The organism is Bacteroides sp. PHL 2737 (genome assembly GCF_004115325.2).
Taxonomy (GTDB): domain Bacteria; phylum Bacteroidota; class Bacteroidia; order Bacteroidales; family Bacteroidaceae; genus Bacteroides; species Bacteroides hominis.
Genome location: NZ_CP040630.1, coordinates 1,424,540 through 1,443,801, shown reverse-complemented (window position 1 = coordinate 1,443,801; position 19,262 = coordinate 1,424,540). Strand labels below are relative to the sequence as shown.

General features: G+C 44.1%; 11 protein-coding genes. 8 read left to right on the top strand and 3 right to left on the bottom strand.

All coding sequences use genetic code 11. From position 1 onward, the window contains the following. Positions 1-64: 64 nt before the first annotated feature. Positions 65-283, bottom strand: coding sequence for a hypothetical protein (locus DBK98_RS05995; RefSeq protein ID WP_234061401.1), 219 nt, complete (start codon positions 281-283; stop codon positions 65-67). A gap of 597 nt (positions 284-880) precedes the next feature. Here DBK98_RS05995 and DBK98_RS05990 point away from each other — a divergent pair. Continuing rightward, the gene (locus DBK98_RS05990) at positions 881-4,603 is read left to right on the top strand and encodes an N-6 DNA methylase (RefSeq protein WP_005811963.1); all 3,723 of its coding nucleotides are present in this window, start codon (positions 881-883) and stop codon (positions 4,601-4,603) included. Between the two features lie 2 nt (positions 4,604-4,605). Continuing rightward, on the top strand, positions 4,606-5,463 hold the full coding sequence (locus tag DBK98_RS05985) for a hypothetical protein (protein ID WP_022012551.1): 858 nt from the start codon (positions 4,606-4,608) through the stop codon (positions 5,461-5,463). Positions 5,464-5,504: 41 nt separating this feature from the next. Here the strand turns inward: DBK98_RS05985 and DBK98_RS05980 are convergent, their stop codons facing one another. Both DBK98_RS05980 and DBK98_RS05975 read right to left on the bottom strand, forming a co-directional pair. Continuing rightward, positions 5,505-6,449: a relaxase/mobilization nuclease domain-containing protein gene (locus DBK98_RS05980; protein ID WP_032536772.1), complete on the bottom strand. Its 945-nt coding sequence runs from the start codon at positions 6,447-6,449 to the stop codon at positions 5,505-5,507. Next, a complete protein-coding gene (locus DBK98_RS05975; protein WP_005811968.1) occupies positions 6,446-6,808 on the bottom strand; it encodes a MobC family plasmid mobilization relaxosome protein in 363 nt (120 codons plus the stop codon). Before DBK98_RS05975 ends, DBK98_RS05980 begins: the two co-directional genes overlap by 4 nt. A 535-nt stretch (positions 6,809-7,343) precedes the next feature. On the opposite strand from DBK98_RS05975, the gene DBK98_RS05970 reads away from it, so the two are divergent. The 6 genes from DBK98_RS05970 (at position 7,344) to DBK98_RS05945 (ending at position 19,209) form a co-directional block, all read left to right on the top strand. After that, positions 7,344-10,412, top strand: coding sequence for a TonB-dependent receptor (locus DBK98_RS05970; RefSeq protein WP_080714577.1), 3,069 nt, complete (start codon positions 7,344-7,346; stop codon positions 10,410-10,412). 11 nt (positions 10,413-10,423) lie between these two features. After that, the gene (locus tag DBK98_RS05965) at positions 10,424-11,944 is read left to right on the top strand and encodes a RagB/SusD family nutrient uptake outer membrane protein (RefSeq protein WP_005779130.1); all 1,521 of its coding nucleotides are present in this window, start codon (positions 10,424-10,426) and stop codon (positions 11,942-11,944) included. 126 nt (positions 11,945-12,070) lie between these two features. Next, positions 12,071-14,371 (top strand): beta-glucosidase BglX, encoded by a 2,301-nt coding sequence (bglX, locus tag DBK98_RS05960; protein ID WP_005811975.1) that lies wholly within the window; start codon positions 12,071-12,073, stop codon positions 14,369-14,371. Positions 14,372-14,531: 160 nt separating this feature from the next. Then, on the top strand, positions 14,532-15,887 hold the full coding sequence (locus DBK98_RS05955; RefSeq protein ID WP_005811977.1) for a glucoamylase family protein: 1,356 nt from the start codon (positions 14,532-14,534) through the stop codon (positions 15,885-15,887). After that, positions 15,888-16,631: an SGNH/GDSL hydrolase family protein gene (locus DBK98_RS05950; protein WP_005811979.1), complete on the top strand. Its 744-nt coding sequence runs from the start codon at positions 15,888-15,890 to the stop codon at positions 16,629-16,631. 139 nt (positions 16,632-16,770) lie between these two features. Further along, a complete protein-coding gene (locus DBK98_RS05945; protein ID WP_032536773.1) occupies positions 16,771-19,209 on the top strand; it encodes a two-component regulator propeller domain-containing protein in 2,439 nt (812 codons plus the stop codon). Positions 19,210-19,262: the final 53 nt, after the last annotated feature.

Genomic DNA, 19,262 nt, shown 5'->3' with positions numbered 1-19,262 from the left:
TCATATATAAAACATACAACTTCTATCAAAAATCTATTAAGGTATTGACAGCCGCCACGGAATATTACTCACTCATACGGGGATATCTCGGTGTTGAGATCGTTACATCCGGATAGAAACTCAATGCGGAAGCCAAAGGCGTACAATAATCTACGAAAGCATTGGCAGTCCAGTCACTGGGTGCTGTACCTTGTAAACGATTCAGGCGTAGTCTGGCATCAGCACTTGTCGTTCCCTCGACAGCGGGAAATACCTGACCTACATCTGTTTTGATATTAGCCATAAAATAGAGATACTGTGCAGAGCTGGGCACACCGCTGATAGTACCCCCTTTTCCACTTGTCGCCGCAAAGGAAGTGTTGGCTAGCGTAGTCACTTCTGCTGGTGTCAACTGGCGTTGGAAAATACTGGTATAAGCATTATCGAGGACTTATCATCACAAGCAAACAGTGCCCCAACTAACATTGTCAGTAAAATCGTTTTTTTTAATCATAACTAATTTTTTATGAGTTGATAATAGAGATTTCGCCATTTTGGACACCATCTATCATGAAAAAGTTTTTTTCGTAATTCTGGAAGACTTTTATAATCTCCTTAGACATAGGAGATTCGGAAGAAAGACCAAAAAAGAGGTAATGATTTGGCAACCGTATCTATTTCTGCGCTTTGCTGTGAGTTGCTTTCATTGTCACTCGTCTTAATGCAAAAGTAGTAATAAAAATCAAAAACACATCAAACAGACGTGTAATATTTTTCAAAATCCACTCCAATAGAGCTTACCACATCCAAAGTTTGCTATATTATTTTTCCCGAGAAATCCAAACCAAAGTGAGGTAATCTCTAATTAATTTCTTATCTTTGCAAATAGATTAGGAGTGCTATGGATATTAAGAAACATATTACAGCATTAGGATTTGTCCCCAAAAACGGGACGAATGGCATTTATCATAAAATATATGTTGATTATGCCATAGAGATTGACTTTGAAAAACAAAGCATTAACTACGGTAGTGGTATTATCGCCGAAAGTAAAACTACACAAAATTTTTCACAACCTGAAAATTTTGTCGTGCTTGAATGTGTTGATAGATTACTTACCAAAGGATATAAACCTCAGAGCATAGTTCTTGAAAAGACTTGGCCATCTGGACATGGCACATCTGGGCGATTAGATATTTGTGTTAATCGTGAGGGTGCCACACCATATATGCTTATTGAATGCAAAACTTATGGCAAAGAGTATAACAAGGAATTAGCTAAAATCCATAAGGACGGAGGTCAATTATTTACTTATTTTCAATTATCTGGTGGCAAGGCGGATGTGATAATGCTTTATGCATCAGAATTGAAAGGAAGCAAATTTATATATGTTAATGAAATAATAAAGATTGAAGATGATTATCGTAATGGTGATGTGAAAGACATTTACGAGAAATGGAATAAACTCACCAAAGATAATGGTATCTTCGATTCTTGGGTACAACCATATAATTTCCAAAGTAAGGCTTTAACAAAGGAACAGTTAAAGGAGATTAAAGCAGAGGATTCAAGCTTTATCTTCAATCGTTTCCTTGAAATACTGCGCCACAATGTGGTATCTGACAAGGGCAATGCTTTCAATAAGATATTTACACTCTTCTTGTGTAAGGTTTATGATGAAACAACTACGGGTGAGGGTGAAGAATTAAAGTTCCAATGGCTTGAAGGACGAGATAACCACGTTGATTTTCAACTTCGCTTGACAGACCTTTATAGCAAAGGTATGAAAAAGTTCTTGGATAGAACTGTTAGCGATTTCAACAATGAGGACTTTGATAAGCGTTGTGCTAACCTGAATGAAGATACTAAACAGTATCTTTTAAGAGAGGTAAACAAACTTCGTCTTGAAAAGAATAATGAGTTCGCAATCAAGGAGGTGTATGACAATGCTTCGTTTGAAGAGAATGCGAAGGTCGTAAAAGAAGTGGTAGAGCTGATTCAAGGTTATAGAATCAGATATAATAAACGTCAGCAATATCTGTCGGACTTCTTTGAATTACTTCTTACTACCGGTCTCAAACAGGAGACTGGACAGTATTTCACACCTGTACCTATTGCACAATTTATCATAAAGAGTCTTCCTTTGGATTCTATTATGGCAGAAAAACTATCTCGTAAAGATGGCGAAATTTTGCCATATATGATTGACTATGCGGCTGGTAGCGGTCACTTTATCACAGAGTTTATGCACGAAATTCAGGACATCATAAACGATTGTGATATCTCTAAATATATTGAAGAGACAAGAAAGCATCTTATCAATTGGCAGAATTGCCATTTCGATTGGGCAACAGACTATGTATATGGTATTGAAAAGGACTATCGACTTGTAAAAGTTGGTAAGGTAGGCTGCTATTTGCACGGTGATGGTTTAGCCAATGTTATATTGAGCGATGGACTTGCTAACTTCTGCAATAACAAAGAGTATAAGGGCAAACTGCGCAAGAAAGTAAATGATGTTCAAAAGGACAATCAGCAGTTTGATATAGTGTTGAGTAACCCTCCATACTCAGTATCATCATTCCGTCAAACCACTCGTGATTATTATACGGAACAAGATTTTGAGTTGTATAACTCATTGACAGATAATAGCTCTGAAATTGAATGTTTGTTTGTTGAGCGTACGAAGCAGTTACTTAAAGATGGCGGTATAGCAGGAGTTATTCTTCCAAGTTCAATATTGAGCAACTCGGGTATCTATACGAAGGCTCGTGAAATTATCTTGCAATACTTTGATATTGTTGCAATAGCAGAATTGGGTAGTAATACCTTTATGGCTACCAATACAAATACTGTTATTTTATTCCTCCGCCGTAGAGATAATTATTTTGCAGCCAACACAAAGAGCGCAGTTGATACGTTTTTCCGCACATTGAATGATGTAACTATTAATGGTATAGAAACCCCTGCATCAAAATATGTAGCTCATGTTTGGGAGGGACTTGATTATACTGATTATGTTACATTGTTACAGAAATCGCCAAATGATAAAGTAAAAGCACACGAAATATATGCAGAGTACAAAAAGAAAATCTCTGCAAGAAATGATGCAAAGTTGTTTGAGGCGATCCTAAGTATAGAAGCAGAGAAACTATTGTACTTTGTTTTGGCATATTCCCAAAAGGTAGTTATTGTCAAGAGTGGAGAAAAAGATATTGAAAAGAAATTCTTGGGTTATGAGTTCTCAAATCGAAGAGGGAATGAAGGTATTCATGCCATTCAAAGAGGTAAGAACATTGATGAGTGTACTAAACTTTTTGATGCAAATATATACGACAATCCTAAGAAAGCAAGTACTTATGTATATAGGGCTTTTAAGGGAGATTACATCTCTCCTATAGCAGAAAGTATGCAATCGCATATTAGTCGTGTATCATTGATTGATATGCTCACCTTTGATCGTGATAATTTTGAGAAGAGTATATCGTTGACAACAAAAAAAAAAGTTCTAATCGATAGTAAGTATAATCAACTAAAATTAACAGACCTATCAATTTTACTTAAACGAGGGAAATCTGCCAAATATGGTAACTCAAAGATTCAAATAATAAAATCTGGGCAAGCGAGAGGTTGGTTTGATTTTGACTTCTCTGAAAAACATTATGTAGATGAAACTTTCGTTATTGATGAAAGAAAACTTGTAAGAGGTGATTTGTTGATAAATTCAACAGGTGTAGGAACTGCTGGCAGGGTTACATACTTTGGTGAAGATGGAGATTTTGTCGTAGATAGCCATATTACTATTTTTAGGCCTAATCAAAACTTAATTTTACCCGAATATGCTCTATGTGTATTGGGTGTAATAGGATTCGACAATATTGAAAATATGGCATTGGGACAAAGTGGACAAATAGAATTGTCACTTGACATAATAGGTAATATCAAAATACCTGTTCCTCCTATTGATGTCCAGAAACAGATTGTAGAAGAAATTGGCAAAGTTGACAAGTCTGTTTCGAACTCTATGCTGCAGATTAATGAGTGCGAAACAAACATAGAGAGCTTGCTATCTTCGCTTAATTTTGCAGATAGTATGCTAAATACTATTGCCCCATTTACTACCAAGTCTATTAAGTATAGTGATATAGAGTCTGAAACATATATCACAACCGACAATATGCTTCAGAACAAGTTTGGTATTATCCCATTTGAGGGGGGTGCGAATATATCATCTATTACCGAATATAAGCCAGAGGATATACTGATTTCAAATATTCGTCCATATCTTAAAAAGATTTGGTTTGCTGACAAGAAGGGTGGATGCTCGAAAGATGTTCTCGTGCTTAGGTCTGCTGATACAAGTAAATATCTTCCTAAGTATATCTTCTATATGCTTCGTAGAGATGCTTTCTTTGACTACGTAATGGAGGGTAAAAAGGGCATTAAGATGCCACGAGGCAATAAGGAAGATATTTTGAAATATAGGATTCCTATACCATCTATTAATGAACAAAAACGCATAGTGTCTCAGATAGAAGCATTGGAAATGGAGATAAATAATGCGTGCACAACCATCAAAAATGCGGCAAATGAAAAACAGATAATCCTTGATAAATATTTGTAATTATGGAAACAGCTGGTGTTATACAGGAAACATACAATATATGGAGTTGGTTGTTGCCGCTTATTAGTGGAGCCATAGGTGCTTTAATCGGTACTTATGGTGGTTCTTATTTCTTACATTGGAAGCAAGAGAAGAAAATTCAGAATGTGCGTTCAATGGCTATTAAAGCATTGGGAATTTTTAAAGAATATGCTCAACATAAGAAAAATTATGCTGATTCAGCAAATGAGTTCAATACAAAACTTAATATTTCAGAAAAGAGAGCTGTTGTCGTTGCCTTGCACAAACTTGGAATTCCATTTGAAGTTCCAACAAAAGATACTTTTGATATTAAAAGCATAAGATTTAAGGATATTACCATAGATAAGGATGAAATTATAGCAATGATTGTGCAAATTGATAATGGTAATTGCGATAACCTGTTTTTTACTGATATAGAATCATATTTTACTACTAACCTTAGACTTAATGCTGTTAGAAACGTGGGCAAGAAATATGTTGAGGAAGTTCATGCGAAAAGTTGGGTTGAGAAAGAAAAACCAAATACAATTGTGAATCCAGTAGACTGGTATAAACAGTTCACACCAGGAGAACTTCACACAATATTAGTACTTAGAACACAATTAGCAAACACTGACTATTTTTCTCAAAACGGACGGGCTGATTCGAATAAAATCAAGGATTTGATTAGAGAAATAGAAATTGGACTTTGGGATAATTATTTATTCTATGACCATGAATCTTTTACAAATATTCAAGCACAACATAATTTAGCGAATGTTGTGCAAGGTATGATAATGATGAATCAGCAACAGGTTAACAAAACCACCCCGAAAACTGAAATAGTTGAAAGTAATTAAGGCATAATTACGACGGCTTGAATGCTGTCGCAATTGTTCGTCTAAAGTTTCATTCCCCGTTTGCGCATCTTCTTCCTGCGCAATAATATCTCCGCCATCTCCTGATTGGCTTCCGCATCGGTAGCGTTGTAGGAAGAACCGTTACCGTTCAGTAATCCCAATGAACCGCTGAAAAGTTCACCTCTTGCTGTTTCGGAAGTTGCGCTTGGCGTATCCATTCCATAGCCTTTCGGCATCAGGTTCATACCTTCCTCGTTCCTATTGTGTCGCAAAGCTGCATCAATCTTGGAATAACTGAAACGCCTATCCACTTTGGAGCCGTTGAAGCGGTAACCGTTCATGATGAAGACTACGCCCTGCACCTCGTCTGTCTGCCCCCTGTGCTTGAAGTGGACTTCCACCCCCTGACGGTTCAGGTTGGCGACAAGCACATCCCAGTTGCCACACCTGCCGACTTCTGTTTTCAGGATGTCATACAACCTGTACTTCGTTCTGTCCGGCTCTTTCAGTCGGTTGCGCTTGACATTTTCCTTGCTATCAGCCATGTGCAGACCGTATTTCAATGTAAGCTCCTTGCAGATACGGGTGCTGCGTAACCGCTCGTTTCTGTCCGATATTGTCCTGCCGTCATTGCCTATGCGATTGAAGGCGATATGAACATGCGGATGCTCCTTGTCGAAGTGGCGGGCGATGAAGAACTGCGTGTCACGGATGCCCATCCTTTCCATGTATTCAAGTGCTATCCCTGCCATGAAGCGGTTTGTCAGCCGTAGTTCGTCCTCTTTGGAGAAGCTAAGGGCGATATGTCCGACCGACTTTGACACCTTGCCGTTCATCTGCGACTGGATGTTGAAACTCATTGCTATGGTGTCTTTATTTTCCATGAACAAACCCTCATGAGCCACCAACTGCACCCCTTTGTTTTTGTCAAGGATGTAGTCCACCACACCCTTGAAATTACTACCTTGTACGATTTTCGCCATCATATCCCAATCTTGGTTAAGAGTTCATGGATTCTTGCCACCGCCACCTTGCAGTCGTTGCGTTCCTCATAGAAGCCCCCTGCATTCGCCTTGCGTACAAGCTGGTTCAGGTTGTTCGCCATACCGCACAGGTTCCGCACATGGACGGCATGTTCCTCCGATAACCGCCCTTTCACATGACCGTTCCGGAAACACTCCCTCATATATTCGCTTGTTGATACTCCGGCATCAGACGCCTGTGTCAGCAGACGGAAATAGTCGGCAGCCGCCAGCTTCACCGCGACACGGTATGTCAGTTTCTCGGTAGCCCCTTTCTTCGGGCGACCGCCTTTGTTACGTTTCTTATCTTCCTTATGTTCCATTTTCAAGTATTGTCAGTATAGTTAATATATAGACCAACGGGATGCCGCCCCTTGATATTCGGGGGATGGGTGGCAAGCGGTTTCGGATGTCCCGAAACACAAACTTGCTACCCCACGATTCTAACCGAATCAATTTCGAGCAGCTCCCGCTTTTCCCTATTCGGAATGTCATAATCCCAATCCGTTTTTCGAGGCTATTCCAGAGATTTCTAGTATCATTGTTTATTTTATCCAGCCTAGACAATTAACAATTAGATAATAGATGCAATTCGATAAGCTCTTTAATTAAAGCACATAATTCCATACAATTATATAGAATTCAACAACCATCATAAGGTAAATATATCATAATAGAAACTTCTTCTACATTTGTCGGATTCCAAGTCCGATATATGTTAAAAGTGCAGGGAGTTTCCATCTGTTCACATCTTTTTCGACTTTTATTTGTTTCATTGGATACTTTTGCCGTCGATATAACTATCGAGTATCTGAAAGAGAGCTGGCAGAAGGTGTGTTAAATCAAAATAGTTATACAATGGTAAAATTTAATGCAATGAAGACTAAACCTTTACGACTTCTTCGGCAGAAGAGAGCCTCCTGGCTGAAAAGTGTATTTGTCCTGACGTGCCTACTGCTGAGCGCATCGGTAGCCATGGCGCAAACCAAAACAGTAACGGGTACTGTTACAGATTCAACCCATGAGCCCCTGATCGGCGCATCTATTCTGGTAAAAGGGACTTCTACCGGAGCCATCACCGATATGAATGGCAAATACTCCATTTCTGTTACCCCTGAAGATGTGCTTGTATTCTCGTATGTAGGATATGAAAAGCAGGAAATCAAAGTGGGGCAGCAGACTGTAATTAATGTCACGCTTAAAGACGACTCCCAAATGCTTGCCGAAACAGTAATTATCGGTTACGGTAGCGCCAAGAAACGTGACCTGACCGGTTCTATCACCAACATCAAGGGTTCGGAAATAGCCAACAAACCGGCCACTAACCCACTATCATCCCTACAAGGAAAGATTGCCGGTGTGCAGATTGTCAATTCCGGACAGGCAGGTGCCGATCCCGAAATCCGTATCCGCGGCACAAACTCCATCAATGGTTACAAGCCGCTGTATATTGTAGACGGACTCTTCAATGACAATATCAACTTCCTGAACCCGGAAGACATCGAATCGATGGAAGTATTGAAAGACCCCTCTTCATTGGCTATCTTCGGTGTACGTGGTGCCAACGGCGTGATCATCGTAACTACCAAACGTGCCAAAGAGGGACAGACGCTGGTCAATATCAACACCTCTTTCGGATGGAAAACCGTAGTAGACAAAATCAAAATGGTGAATGCGCCACAGTTCAAGGAACTCTATAACGAGCAGATGGCGAATCAGGGAAACACCCCATTCGACTTCAGCAACTGGAACGCAAATACGGACTGGCAAGACGAAATATTCCAGACCGGATTCATCACGAACAATAATATCAGTATCACAGGTGCTTCGGAAAAACATAGTTTCTATCTCGGTGTGGGCTACTCGCACGAACAGGGAAACATTAAGCATGAGAAGTATAGCAAAGTGACGATCAATGCAAGTAATGATTATAAGATCACCAAAGATATCAAAGTGGGATTTCAGTTCAACGGAGCACGAATGCTCCCGGCCGACAGCAAAACGGTCCTGAACGCAATTCGCACTACTCCTGTAGCTCCGGTTTACAACGAAGAATACGGTCTGTATACTTCATTGCCGGAATTCCAGAAAGCACAGATGACCAATCCGTTGGTCGACGTAGATCTGCGTGCCAACACCACCCGCGCCATCAATTACCGTGCATCGGGCAGCATTTACGGTGAAGTGGATTTCCTGAAGCATTTCACATTCAAAGCAATGTTCTCCATGGATTATGCCACCAATGACAGCCGGACTTACAAACCGATCATTAAAGTATATGACGCAACTGTAGCCGGCAATGTGGCTACACTTGGAACGGGAAAGACGGAAGTGAGCCAGAACAAACAAAACGAAACCAAAGTGCAGAGTGACTATCTGCTGACATACCAAAACAGTTTTGCCGATGGTACACACAACCTGACCGCTACTGCCGGTTTCACAACCTACTACAATTCACTCAGCGGACTGGATGCTTCGCGCGGACAGGGTATCGGGCTGGTGATTCCGAATAATCCCGATAAATGGTTCGTCAGCATTGGCGATCTGGCTACCGCTACCAACGGAAGTACACAGTGGGAACGCACCACCGTGTCCATGCTGGCCCGTGTCATCTATAATTATAAAGGAAAATACCTGTTCAACGGCTCATTCCGTCGTGACGGCTCATCGGCCTTCGCATACACGGGCAACCAATGGCAGAACTTCTACTCTGTAGGTGCCGGATGGCTGATGACTGAAGAGGAGTTCATGAAAGACATCACATGGCTGGACATGTTGAAACTGAAAGGTTCGTGGGGCACATTAGGTAACCAGAATATGGATAGGGCTTATCCGGCAGAACCGTTGTTGGAGAATGCTTTCGCTGCCGTATTCGGCAAACCGGCTATCATCTATCCCGGATACCAACTGGCTTACCTGCCCAACCCGCGCCTCCGCTGGGAAAAAGTAGAAGCATGGGAAACCGGATTCGAGACCAATATGTTCCGCAACCGCTTCCATCTGGAAGGAGTATATTACAAGAAGAATACCAAAGACCTGCTGGCTACCGTACCGGGATTGTCGGGAACCGTACCGGGTATCGGAAACCTTGGAGAGATTGAGAACAAAGGTATCGAATTGATGGCCTCCTGGAGAGATCAGATCGGCGACTGGGGATATTCTGTCAGCGCGAACCTGACCACTATCAGTAACAAAGTGAAGAGTCTGGTACAGGAAGGATACTCCATCATCGCAGGCGACAAAAGCCAAAGCTACACAATGGCAGGTTATCCGATCGGTTATTTCTATGGCTACAAAGTAGCGGGCGTTTACCAAAACCAGGCCGAGATCGACGCTTCACCGGCGAATACACTGGCAACCGTCACACCCGGCGACCTTAAGTTTGCCGACGTAAACGGAGATGGAAAAATCACACCGGACGACCGCACGATGATCGGTGATCCGACACCGGACGTAACATACGGCATCAGCCTCGGCCTTTCATATAAGAACTGGGAAGTCAGCATGGAAATGATGGGACAAGGCGGCAATCAGATTTACCGTACCTGGGACAATTATAACTGGGCACAGTTCAATTATATGGAGCAACGTCTCGACCGCTGGCACGGAGAAGGCACATCGAACACGCAACCCCTGCTGAATACAAAACATGCCATCAACAGCGAGAACTCCGAGTACTTCATCGAAGACGGCAGCTTCTTCCGTATCCGTAACCTCCAACTGGCTTACAACTTCGACAAAACCTTGCTGGCGAAAATACGCATGCAGGCTCTGAAGGTTTATGTCAACATACAAAACCTGAAGACGTGGAAGCATAACACGGGCTATACACCGGAAATCGGCGGATCGGCCATTGCCTTCGGAGTGGATAACGGAACATATCCGGTACCGGCAGTCTATACATTTGGTATTAACTTAACATTTTAACGAAGCAGAGTATGAAACTAAATAAATACATCCTACCCATTGCATTAGCCGTATCGGCTCTGAGCTTCAGCAGTTGCAACGATTTTCTGGACCGTCACCCTCAAGGGCAGTTCACCGAAGATGATAATCCCGGAGCACTTGCCGAAGGAAAAGTCTTCAATATCTACACCATGATGCGTAACTATAACATTACCGCAGGTATCCCGGCCTTTGCCATCGAATATTTCCGCTCGGAAGATTCGGAAAAAGGAAGTACGGCGAGCGACGGTGCCGATCAGGCTGCCATGTACGATGATTTCCAGTACAATACCAATAACGGACTGATCAAAGCCTACTGGAGCCAGAATTACGCTATCATCTATCAATGCAACGACGTGATAGAAACCATCGAGAAAGGTAACCTGACAGAAGAAAATGATCTCCGGAATAAGGGAGAAGCTCTTTTCTTCCGTGCTTACTGTTACTTCAACCTGGTCCGTGCATTCGGCGAAGTGCCGTTGGTCACTTTCAAAGTGAACGACGCCTCGGAAGCCAATGTACCGAAGACCACCGCCGAAGAGATCTATAAACAGATCGACTCAGACCTGACACAGGCTGAAGGGCTTTTACCCCGTCAATGGCAGTCTGCCTACCTGGGACGTCTAACCTGGGGAAGTGCCCGTGCACTGCATGCCCGCACGTATATGATGCGTAACGACTGGCAGAACATGTATACTGCCTCAACCGATGTAATGAATTCCGGACAGTATAATCTGGACACCCCTTATGACGTTATCTTTACCGATGATGGCGAAAACAGCAGTGAGTCGGTATTTGAGCTGCAATGTGCATCGACTGCCGCCCTGCCTGCAAGTGATAAAATAGGCAGTCAGTTCTGCGAGGTACAAGGTGTACGCGGCTCCGGCCAATGGGACCTTGGCTGGGGATGGCATATGGGAACCGAACTGATGGGTGAAGCATTCGAACCGGGTGACCCGCGCAAAGACGCTACCCTGCTCTACTTCCGCCGTTCGGATGACGACCCGATCACTCCTGAAAACACCAACAAGCCTTATGGAGAGTCTCCGGTATCACAGGCTGACGGGGCTTACTTTAACAAGAAAGCTTATACCAACCCGGCACTTCGTGAGGAGTTTACCCGTCATGGTTTCTGGGTGAACATCCGTATCATCCGCTATGGCGACGTAGTGCTGATGGCAGCAGAATCGGCTAATGAGTTAGGGAAAACAGGCGAAGCATCGGGTTATCTGGAAATGGTACGTGCCCGCGCCCGTGGCAACAACCCGGACATTCTGCCCAAAGTGACTTCATTGGATCAGACCGTGTTGCGTGATGCCATCCGGCATGAACGACGGGTAGAACTCGGATTGGAATCGGGACGTTTCTACGACCTGGTACGCTGGGGTATCGCTTCGCAAGTGCTACATGCTGCTGGCAAAACGGGTTATCAACCCAAGAATGCCTTGCTACCACTTCCACAGGACGAGATAGACAAGTCGAAAGGCGTATTGGTACAGAACCCGGATTATTAATCTCAGAGTTTCACCACAGATTACACAGATTATCATAGATATATTAAGTGCAGATTATCAATCCAATGGATCTCTTCTCTGTGATAATCCGTGTAATCTGTGGTGAACTCTTAACCATATACAGTTATGAACAAGAAATATTCTTTACTCATTCTGCTTGCACTTTTACTCCCGTTGGGGCTGCAAGCGCAAAAAGCTCCTCAGGACATGGACCGTTTTCTGGACAATCTGCTGAAACGGATGACCCTGGAAGAAAAAATAGGGCAGCTTAACCTGCCGGTAACGGGTGAAATCACCACCGGACAAGCTAAAAGCAGTGACATAGCCGCCAAGATAAAGCGAGGTGAAGTAGGTGGACTCTTCAACCTGAAAGGGGTGGATAAAATTCGTGACGTACAGCGTCTGGCTGTAGAAAATTCCCGTCTGGGTATCCCTCTGCTCTTCGGTATGGACGTGATTCACGGCTACGAAACCATCTTTCCTATCCCATTGGGGCTTTCGTGTACCTGGGATATTCCGGCCATCGAAGAATCGGCACGTATCGCAGCCATCGAAGCAAGCGCTGACGGCATCTCGTGGACTTTCAGTCCGATGGTAGATATCAGTCGCGATCCACGCTGGGGACGGGTATCCGAAGGTTCGGGCGAAGATCCTTTCCTCGGAGCTCAGATTGCCCAAGCCATGGTACGCGGATATCAGGGAAAGGATATGCGCCGTAACGATGAGATCATGGCTTGTATCAAGCATTTTGCCTTGTATGGGGCAGCCGAAGCCGGACGGGACTACAATACCGTAGACATGAGCCGCCAACGGATGTTTAACGATTACATGCTCCCCTATCAGGCTGGTGTTGAAGCTGGAGCAGGCAGTGTAATGGCTTCATTCAACGAAGTGGAGGGTGTGCCGGCAACTGCCAACCGATGGCTGATGACCGATGTGCTGCGTGGAGCATGGGGATTTAACGGATTCGTAGTGACAGACTTCACCGGAATCTCTGAAATGATAGAACACGGGATTGGCGACCTGCAAACCGTATCGGCACGTGCCATCAATGCGGGAGTAGATATGGACATGGTCAGTGAAGGCTTCGCCGGCACATTGAAAAAATCGATCGAAGAAGGCAAAGTATCGGTAGAAACCGTTAATACCGCTTGCCGCCGCATTCTGGAAGCCAAATATAAACTGGGATTATTTGACAATCCTTATAAATATTGTGACCTGAAACGTCCGGCACGTGACATCTTTACCAAAGAGCATCGTGCCGTAGCCCGGAGAATTGCCGGAGAAAGTTTCGTACTACTGAAAAACGGACAGCTCTCTCCCGGTTCCTCTCCCCTTCTCCCTCTCTCACCCACCGGTACCATCGCAGTGATAGGTCCCTTGGCCAATACCCGCTCGAATATGCCGGGTACGTGGAGTGTGGCGGCAGTTCTGGACAAGAGCCCATCTTTGGTAGAGGGATTGACCGAGTGGGTAGGCAATCAGGCAAAGATTCTTTATGCCAAAGGCAGTAACCTGATAAGCGATGCTGCCTATGAGGAAAGAGCCACCCTGTTTGGCCGTTCGCTGAACCGCGACAACCGTACTGACAAGCAACTGCTGGACGAAGCGTTGAAAATAGCTTCACAGTCGGACGTAATCATTGCCGCGCTGGGCGAATCATCGGAAATGAGCGGCGAAAGCAGCAGTCGTACCAACCTCGACCTGCCGGACGTACAACACACACTCCTGGAAGCTTTACTGAAAACAGGCAAGCCGGTGGTTCTCGTACTCTTCACTGGCCGTCCGTTGGTGCTGAACTGGGAGCAGGAGAATGTACCCGCCATCTTAAACGTATGGTTCGGAGGTTCGGAGGCAGGCTTGGCTATCGGCGATGTACTGTTCGGAGCAGTGAACCCAAGCGGCAAACTCACCATGACTTTCCCGAAGAATGTAGGCCAGATTCCGCTTTACTATGCACACAAAAATACAGGTCGCCCGCTCAAAGAAGGCAAATGGTTTGAGAAATTCCGCAGCAACTATCTGGACGTAGACAATGATGCACTTTATCCGTTCGGATATGGATTGTCATATACCACATTCCGCTTCAGTGATGTCACTTTAAGTCAACCCTCCATCGGGATGGACAATCAGTTGGTAGCCTCCGTCACCGTAACGAATACCGGAGACCGTGCCGGCAGTGAAGTAGTGCAGCTCTACATCCGTGATCTCGTAGGCAGTGTCACCCGCCCGGTAAAAGAGCTTAAGGGATTTGAAAAGATCTACCTGCAGCCCAATGAGTCGCGTACTGTCCGTTTTACGATTGCTCCGGAAATGTTGAAGTTTTACAATGCCGACCTGCAATTCGTAGCCGAACCGGGCGATTTCGATGTGATGATAGGACCTGACAGCCAGAACGTGAAAACGGCACGGTTCACGTTGCGTTGAATCGGATACACAAGGGAATAGAAAAGAATACGATTCACCACGGAGGACACAGAGGACACAGAGTTTTAATCTCTTGTTTATCAGGATATTTAAGAGAAATATATTCTCTGTGTCCTCCGTGGTGAATTAAACTCAAAACCATTACAAACAAGAAATCATTATGAATATCCAACTTGTCACTCACAACAGCAAGCTCCTCTTCTTCCTCTTCGCTCTTTTTCTTCTTGTAGCTTGCAAGCCAAAGGATAAACCTTCTTCTGCCGCTACCCTGACAGACGATGCCCTGATGGATACCGTCCAGCGACGAACCTTCAATTATTTCTGGGAAGCAGCCGAACCCAATAGCGGACTGGCACGCGAACGCTATCATATGGATGGCGAATATCCGGCCGGAGGTCCGGAGATTGTTACTTCAGGAGGAAGCGGCTTCGGTATCATGGCCATACTGGCGGGTATCGATCGTGGATACGTCAGCCGGGAAGAAGGGCTGCGCCGCATGGAGAAAATAGTCCGTTTCCTGGAAAAGGCGGACCGCTTTAAAGGCGCTTACCCACACTGGTGGAACGGTGAAACGGGACGTGTGCAACCTTTCGGACAAAAAGATAATGGAGGCGATCTGGTAGAAACAGCTTTCCTGATGCAAGGTTTGCTGGCCGTACATCAATACTATGCAGGAGGTTCAACCGAAGAGAAAGCTCTTGCGGCACGTATCGATAAACTATGGCGGGAGGTAGACTGGAACTGGTATCGCCGTGACGGGCAAAATGTGCTTTACTGGCACTGGAGTCCGGAATATGGTTGGGAAATGAACTTTCCGGTACACGGCTACAATGAATGCCTGATTATGTATATCCTTGCCGCTGCTTCTCCTACTCATGGAGTGCCGGCTGCGGTATATCATGAAGGATGGGCACAGAATGGCGCGATTGTTTCTCCACACCGGGTAGAGGGTATCGAACTGCATCTCCGCTATCAGGGTGGAGAAGTCGGTCCGTTGTTCTGGGCGCAGTATTCCTTCCTCGGACTCGATCCGGTGGGTTTGAAAGATGAATATTGCCCGAGCTACTTCAACGAGATGCGAAATCTTACACTGGTAAACCGTGAATATTGCATCCGCAACCCCAAACATTATAAAGGTTACGGGGCTGACTGCTGGGGGCTGACCGCCAGTTATTCCGTGGATGGATATGCTGCCCACGGCCCGTTGGAACGTGATGACCGGGGAGTGATCTCTCCCACCGCCGCCCTCTCTTCCATCGTCTATACACCGGACCAGTCACTGCAAGTGATGCGTCATCTGTATCAGATGGGAGATAAGGTATTCGGTCCTTACGGATTCTATGATGCCTTCAGCGAAACCGCGGACTGGTATCCGAAGCGATATCTGGCCATCGACCAAGGGCCGATAGCCGTAATGATAGAAAACTACCGGACCGGACTTCTATGGAAACTTTTCATGAGTCATCCCGACGTGCAGAACGGATTGAAGAAACTTGGATTTAACGTAAAGAAATAAATGATAAAATCAATATTTATCACCTTTTGTACTGTCCTCCTCTGCTGCAACACTCTTGCAGCAGAGGTACAAACGCCACAGGATTCTGTGCGCTTCAGCGAATATCTTCCTGTCCGCCACACGGATCCGGTTACATGGGTAACCCGATACCAAGGAGAAATAGACCGGTACCAAACAGAAAACCGGACATTGAGAGATACTTCTTGCGACGTTCTCTTTTTAGGCAGTTCTTCCATCAACTTGTGGGATAACATTTACCGGGACATGGCCCCACTGAAGATTCTCCGCCGTTCATACGGTGGTGCCGCCTTACGAGACATGCTTTATAATTACGACGTGATTGCCCGGGGATATCACCCGCGCAGTATCGTGGTTTATGTAGAAAATGATCTTGCAGGTACCCCCGAGGATCTGACTGTCGGAGAAACATTCGACTTTTTTCGTTTACTGACCAACCGGCTGCAACGGGACTATCCGGATATTCCGATATTCATTCTCTCCTATAAGCCTTCGCTCGCACGCAAGGAGATGATTCCGAAGCATGAAATCATTAATACTTTGCTTAAAGAGTATGCTTCGAAGACGGACGGACTCACTTATGTCGACGTAGCCTCTTGCTTGTACGGTGCAAACGGAGAACTGCGAAAAGATATCTTTAAACCGGACGGCCTGCACATGAATCAGAATGGCTACGATCTCTGGACCGCTATCCTGAAACCGAAAATACAGGAAAGCATCCGATAAACCTACGATTTCCCCCACAAGCCTCCCTATCTGTTGAATGGTAGGGAGGTTTATTTCTGTTTATATACTTTTTTCATAGAGTTGGTATACTAAATCTATCTGTTATTTATATATTTGCGTTTATAAATACGGAATAACTATGAATAAACACAAATTAGCCTTTTCTTTTATCGGCATTTTCATCGTTCAATTATCATACGCCGGATATTTTAAACACATAGGTAGAGAAGAAGGTCTTTCGCAATCGTCTGTTATGGCTATCTATCAAGATAAACTGGGTAGAATGTGGTTTGGTACACGTGAAGGGGTCAACATCTACAATAGTGATAGGATGACGGTTTATAAAGCATGGATCCAGAACGGGAATCAACCGGATCAGAAAGTTCTGATAGGGAATAAGGTGAGCGCCATTACTGGAAGTCAAAACGGAGATGTGTTTTTAATTGTTGATCGTGCTTTATTGAAATACGATATTCGTAAAGAGACTTTCGAACGTCTGCGTCAAGGCTCTGTCTATGCTCTAACATCTCATGCCGGTGAGATATGGTGTGCCGGGCACGACTCTATTTTCCGATACAATCCCCAAAACAATCAATTAGATTTTCAGCAAAAAACAGGTATACCATCCATCAACTATCTGATGACAGATGGCAACAGATTTTATATCGGTGCCAAAGAAGGCCTATATACGACAGAAAATAAAGGAGCGGTTCAATGCCTGATCCCCAAAGTAGATGTTTACCGTATTTTCCAAGATTCCAGTCAGGAACTTTGGGTAGGTTGCCGTACACAAGGGCTATACCATATCAACCGAAACGGACAAATTAACCGTATTCCTTATGACCCCTCATCCCCCAAAGGCATTTCCAGTGAACAAATACGTGAATTTGTTGAAGATCAGCAAGGGAACATCTGGTTCGGAACCTTCGACGGTTTACAAAAATATGATCCACACACCCAAACCTACAGCCTCATCAAGCAAGAACAACGCCCGGGAGGACTCAGCCATTCTTCTATATTTTCGCTCTATCAAGATGTACAAGGCACTATCTGGATAGGTAGTTATTATGGAGGAGTCAACTACTTCAACCCGGATAACAACACATTCAATTACTACACTTATAATCCCGATCGCAGTGACTGTCTCAACTACCCGTTCGCCGGGGCCATGACCGAGGACAAAGATCATCACCTATGGATATGCACCGATGGTGGCGGATTGGCATGTTTAGACCGCCAAGCGGGGCATTTCAGGACTTACACTGCCGGAGGACCCAACTCTCTGCCCCACAACAATCTGAAGAGTATTTGTTACGACCCTAAAAGAGACTGTTTATATATAGGTACGCATATGGGAGGTCTTTCCCGGCTCGACCGCAAAACAGGACGTTTTTACAACTACCTCAATTACTCCACGAAAGGCAAAAAAGAGCCCAATGATGTTATTTTCCAAGTATCTTTCTATAACGACCAGCTAATCGTTTCCGCACGCAACGGAGTTTTCTCCATGAATCCCGATACGAATGAATTCCGCTTGCTTTATGACGGATATTACTATCAAACTTTCACCATTGACCCCAAAGGCTTTCTCTGGTTGTCGGCAGGTACTAACTTATATAGTATAAACCTGAAACACCCCGAAGAAGTTAAATCATTCAGCCTGCCTGCATCCATTGGACAGTTCGGCATCAGCAAGATTTTGAAAGGTAACAATCAATATCTTTATATCGCCACTTTAGGTTCAGGACTTTTTTGCTATAACGAACAAACTCAGACCTGCATCAACTATACTCCCGAACAGAACCAACTACTTAGCAATTATTGCTATAATCTTCTACAGACTTCGACAGATAACATACTTATCACAAGTGATCGGGGTATCACACTATTTAATCCAACCACCGAATCATTCCGTTCCATTGAACTGGATAACGGACTGTCCCTCTCATCCATCATTAATGGTTGTGGTGTATGGATGTGTAGTGACCATACAATATTTATCGGAGGTACAGGAGGGCTTAGTTCTTTTCTGGAGAAAGACCTGAACAAAGAATATCCCAAACCTAAACTCTATTTTTCAAGTTTATCCGTCAACAACGCACGGATAAGTCCGGATGACAAAAGTCGTATACTGACAGAAGGGCTCCCTTTTGTCCGGGAAGTAAATCTAAACGCCGCTCAAAATAACCTGACTATTGAGTTTGCTTCTTCCAACTATGTGGATATACTGAATAATACTTGGTATGAGTATCAGTTAGAAGGTTTTGACAAGCAATGGTCACTCACCTCACAAACAAGCCTGAAATACACCAACCTTGATCCTGGAGACTACGTGCTACACGTACGCCAAAAAGGCAACTCGCTGAAAATGCGCAAAGCACAAGAAATCTTATTACAGATACATATCAGCACTCCCTGGTATCTTACTTGGTGGGCATGGCTCAGTTACATCACCATCAGCATTTCAGTGACCTACTTTATATGGCGCGAAAAAAGTTCCAGAAGAACTTTGGCGATATTACGGCAAAATCCCTCTTCTCTCACCTATCATCAGATTCTTTTTAATCCGGCTATTTAAATAGACCATGAGTCCATATTGATTAAATAGTTTCTTTACGAGCATAAATTTAC

Coding starts and splice junctions, on each gene's coding strand:
- DBK98_RS05955 (WP_005811977.1), top strand. CDS start 14,532: ATGAATATCCAACTTGTCACTCACAACAGCAAGCTCCTCTTCTTCCTC.
- bglX (WP_005811975.1), top strand. CDS start 12,071: ATGAACAAGAAATATTCTTTACTCATTCTGCTTGCACTTTTACTCCCG.
- DBK98_RS05970 (WP_080714577.1), top strand. CDS start 7,344: ATGGTAAAATTTAATGCAATGAAGACTAAACCTTTACGACTTCTTCGG.
- DBK98_RS05990 (WP_005811963.1), top strand. CDS start 881: ATGGATATTAAGAAACATATTACAGCATTAGGATTTGTCCCCAAAAAC.
- DBK98_RS05985 (WP_022012551.1), top strand. CDS start 4,606: ATGGAAACAGCTGGTGTTATACAGGAAACATACAATATATGGAGTTGG.
- DBK98_RS05980 (WP_032536772.1), bottom strand. CDS start 6,449: ATGATGGCGAAAATCGTACAAGGTAGTAATTTCAAGGGTGTGGTGGAC.
- DBK98_RS05945 (WP_032536773.1), top strand. CDS start 16,771: ATGAATAAACACAAATTAGCCTTTTCTTTTATCGGCATTTTCATCGTT.
- DBK98_RS05975 (WP_005811968.1), bottom strand. CDS start 6,808: ATGGAACATAAGGAAGATAAGAAACGTAACAAAGGCGGTCGCCCGAAG.
- DBK98_RS05965 (WP_005779130.1), top strand. CDS start 10,424: ATGAAACTAAATAAATACATCCTACCCATTGCATTAGCCGTATCGGCT.
- DBK98_RS05950 (WP_005811979.1), top strand. CDS start 15,888: ATGATAAAATCAATATTTATCACCTTTTGTACTGTCCTCCTCTGCTGC.
- DBK98_RS05995 (WP_234061401.1), bottom strand. CDS start 283: ATGGCTAATATCAAAACAGATGTAGGTCAGGTATTTCCCGCTGTCGAG.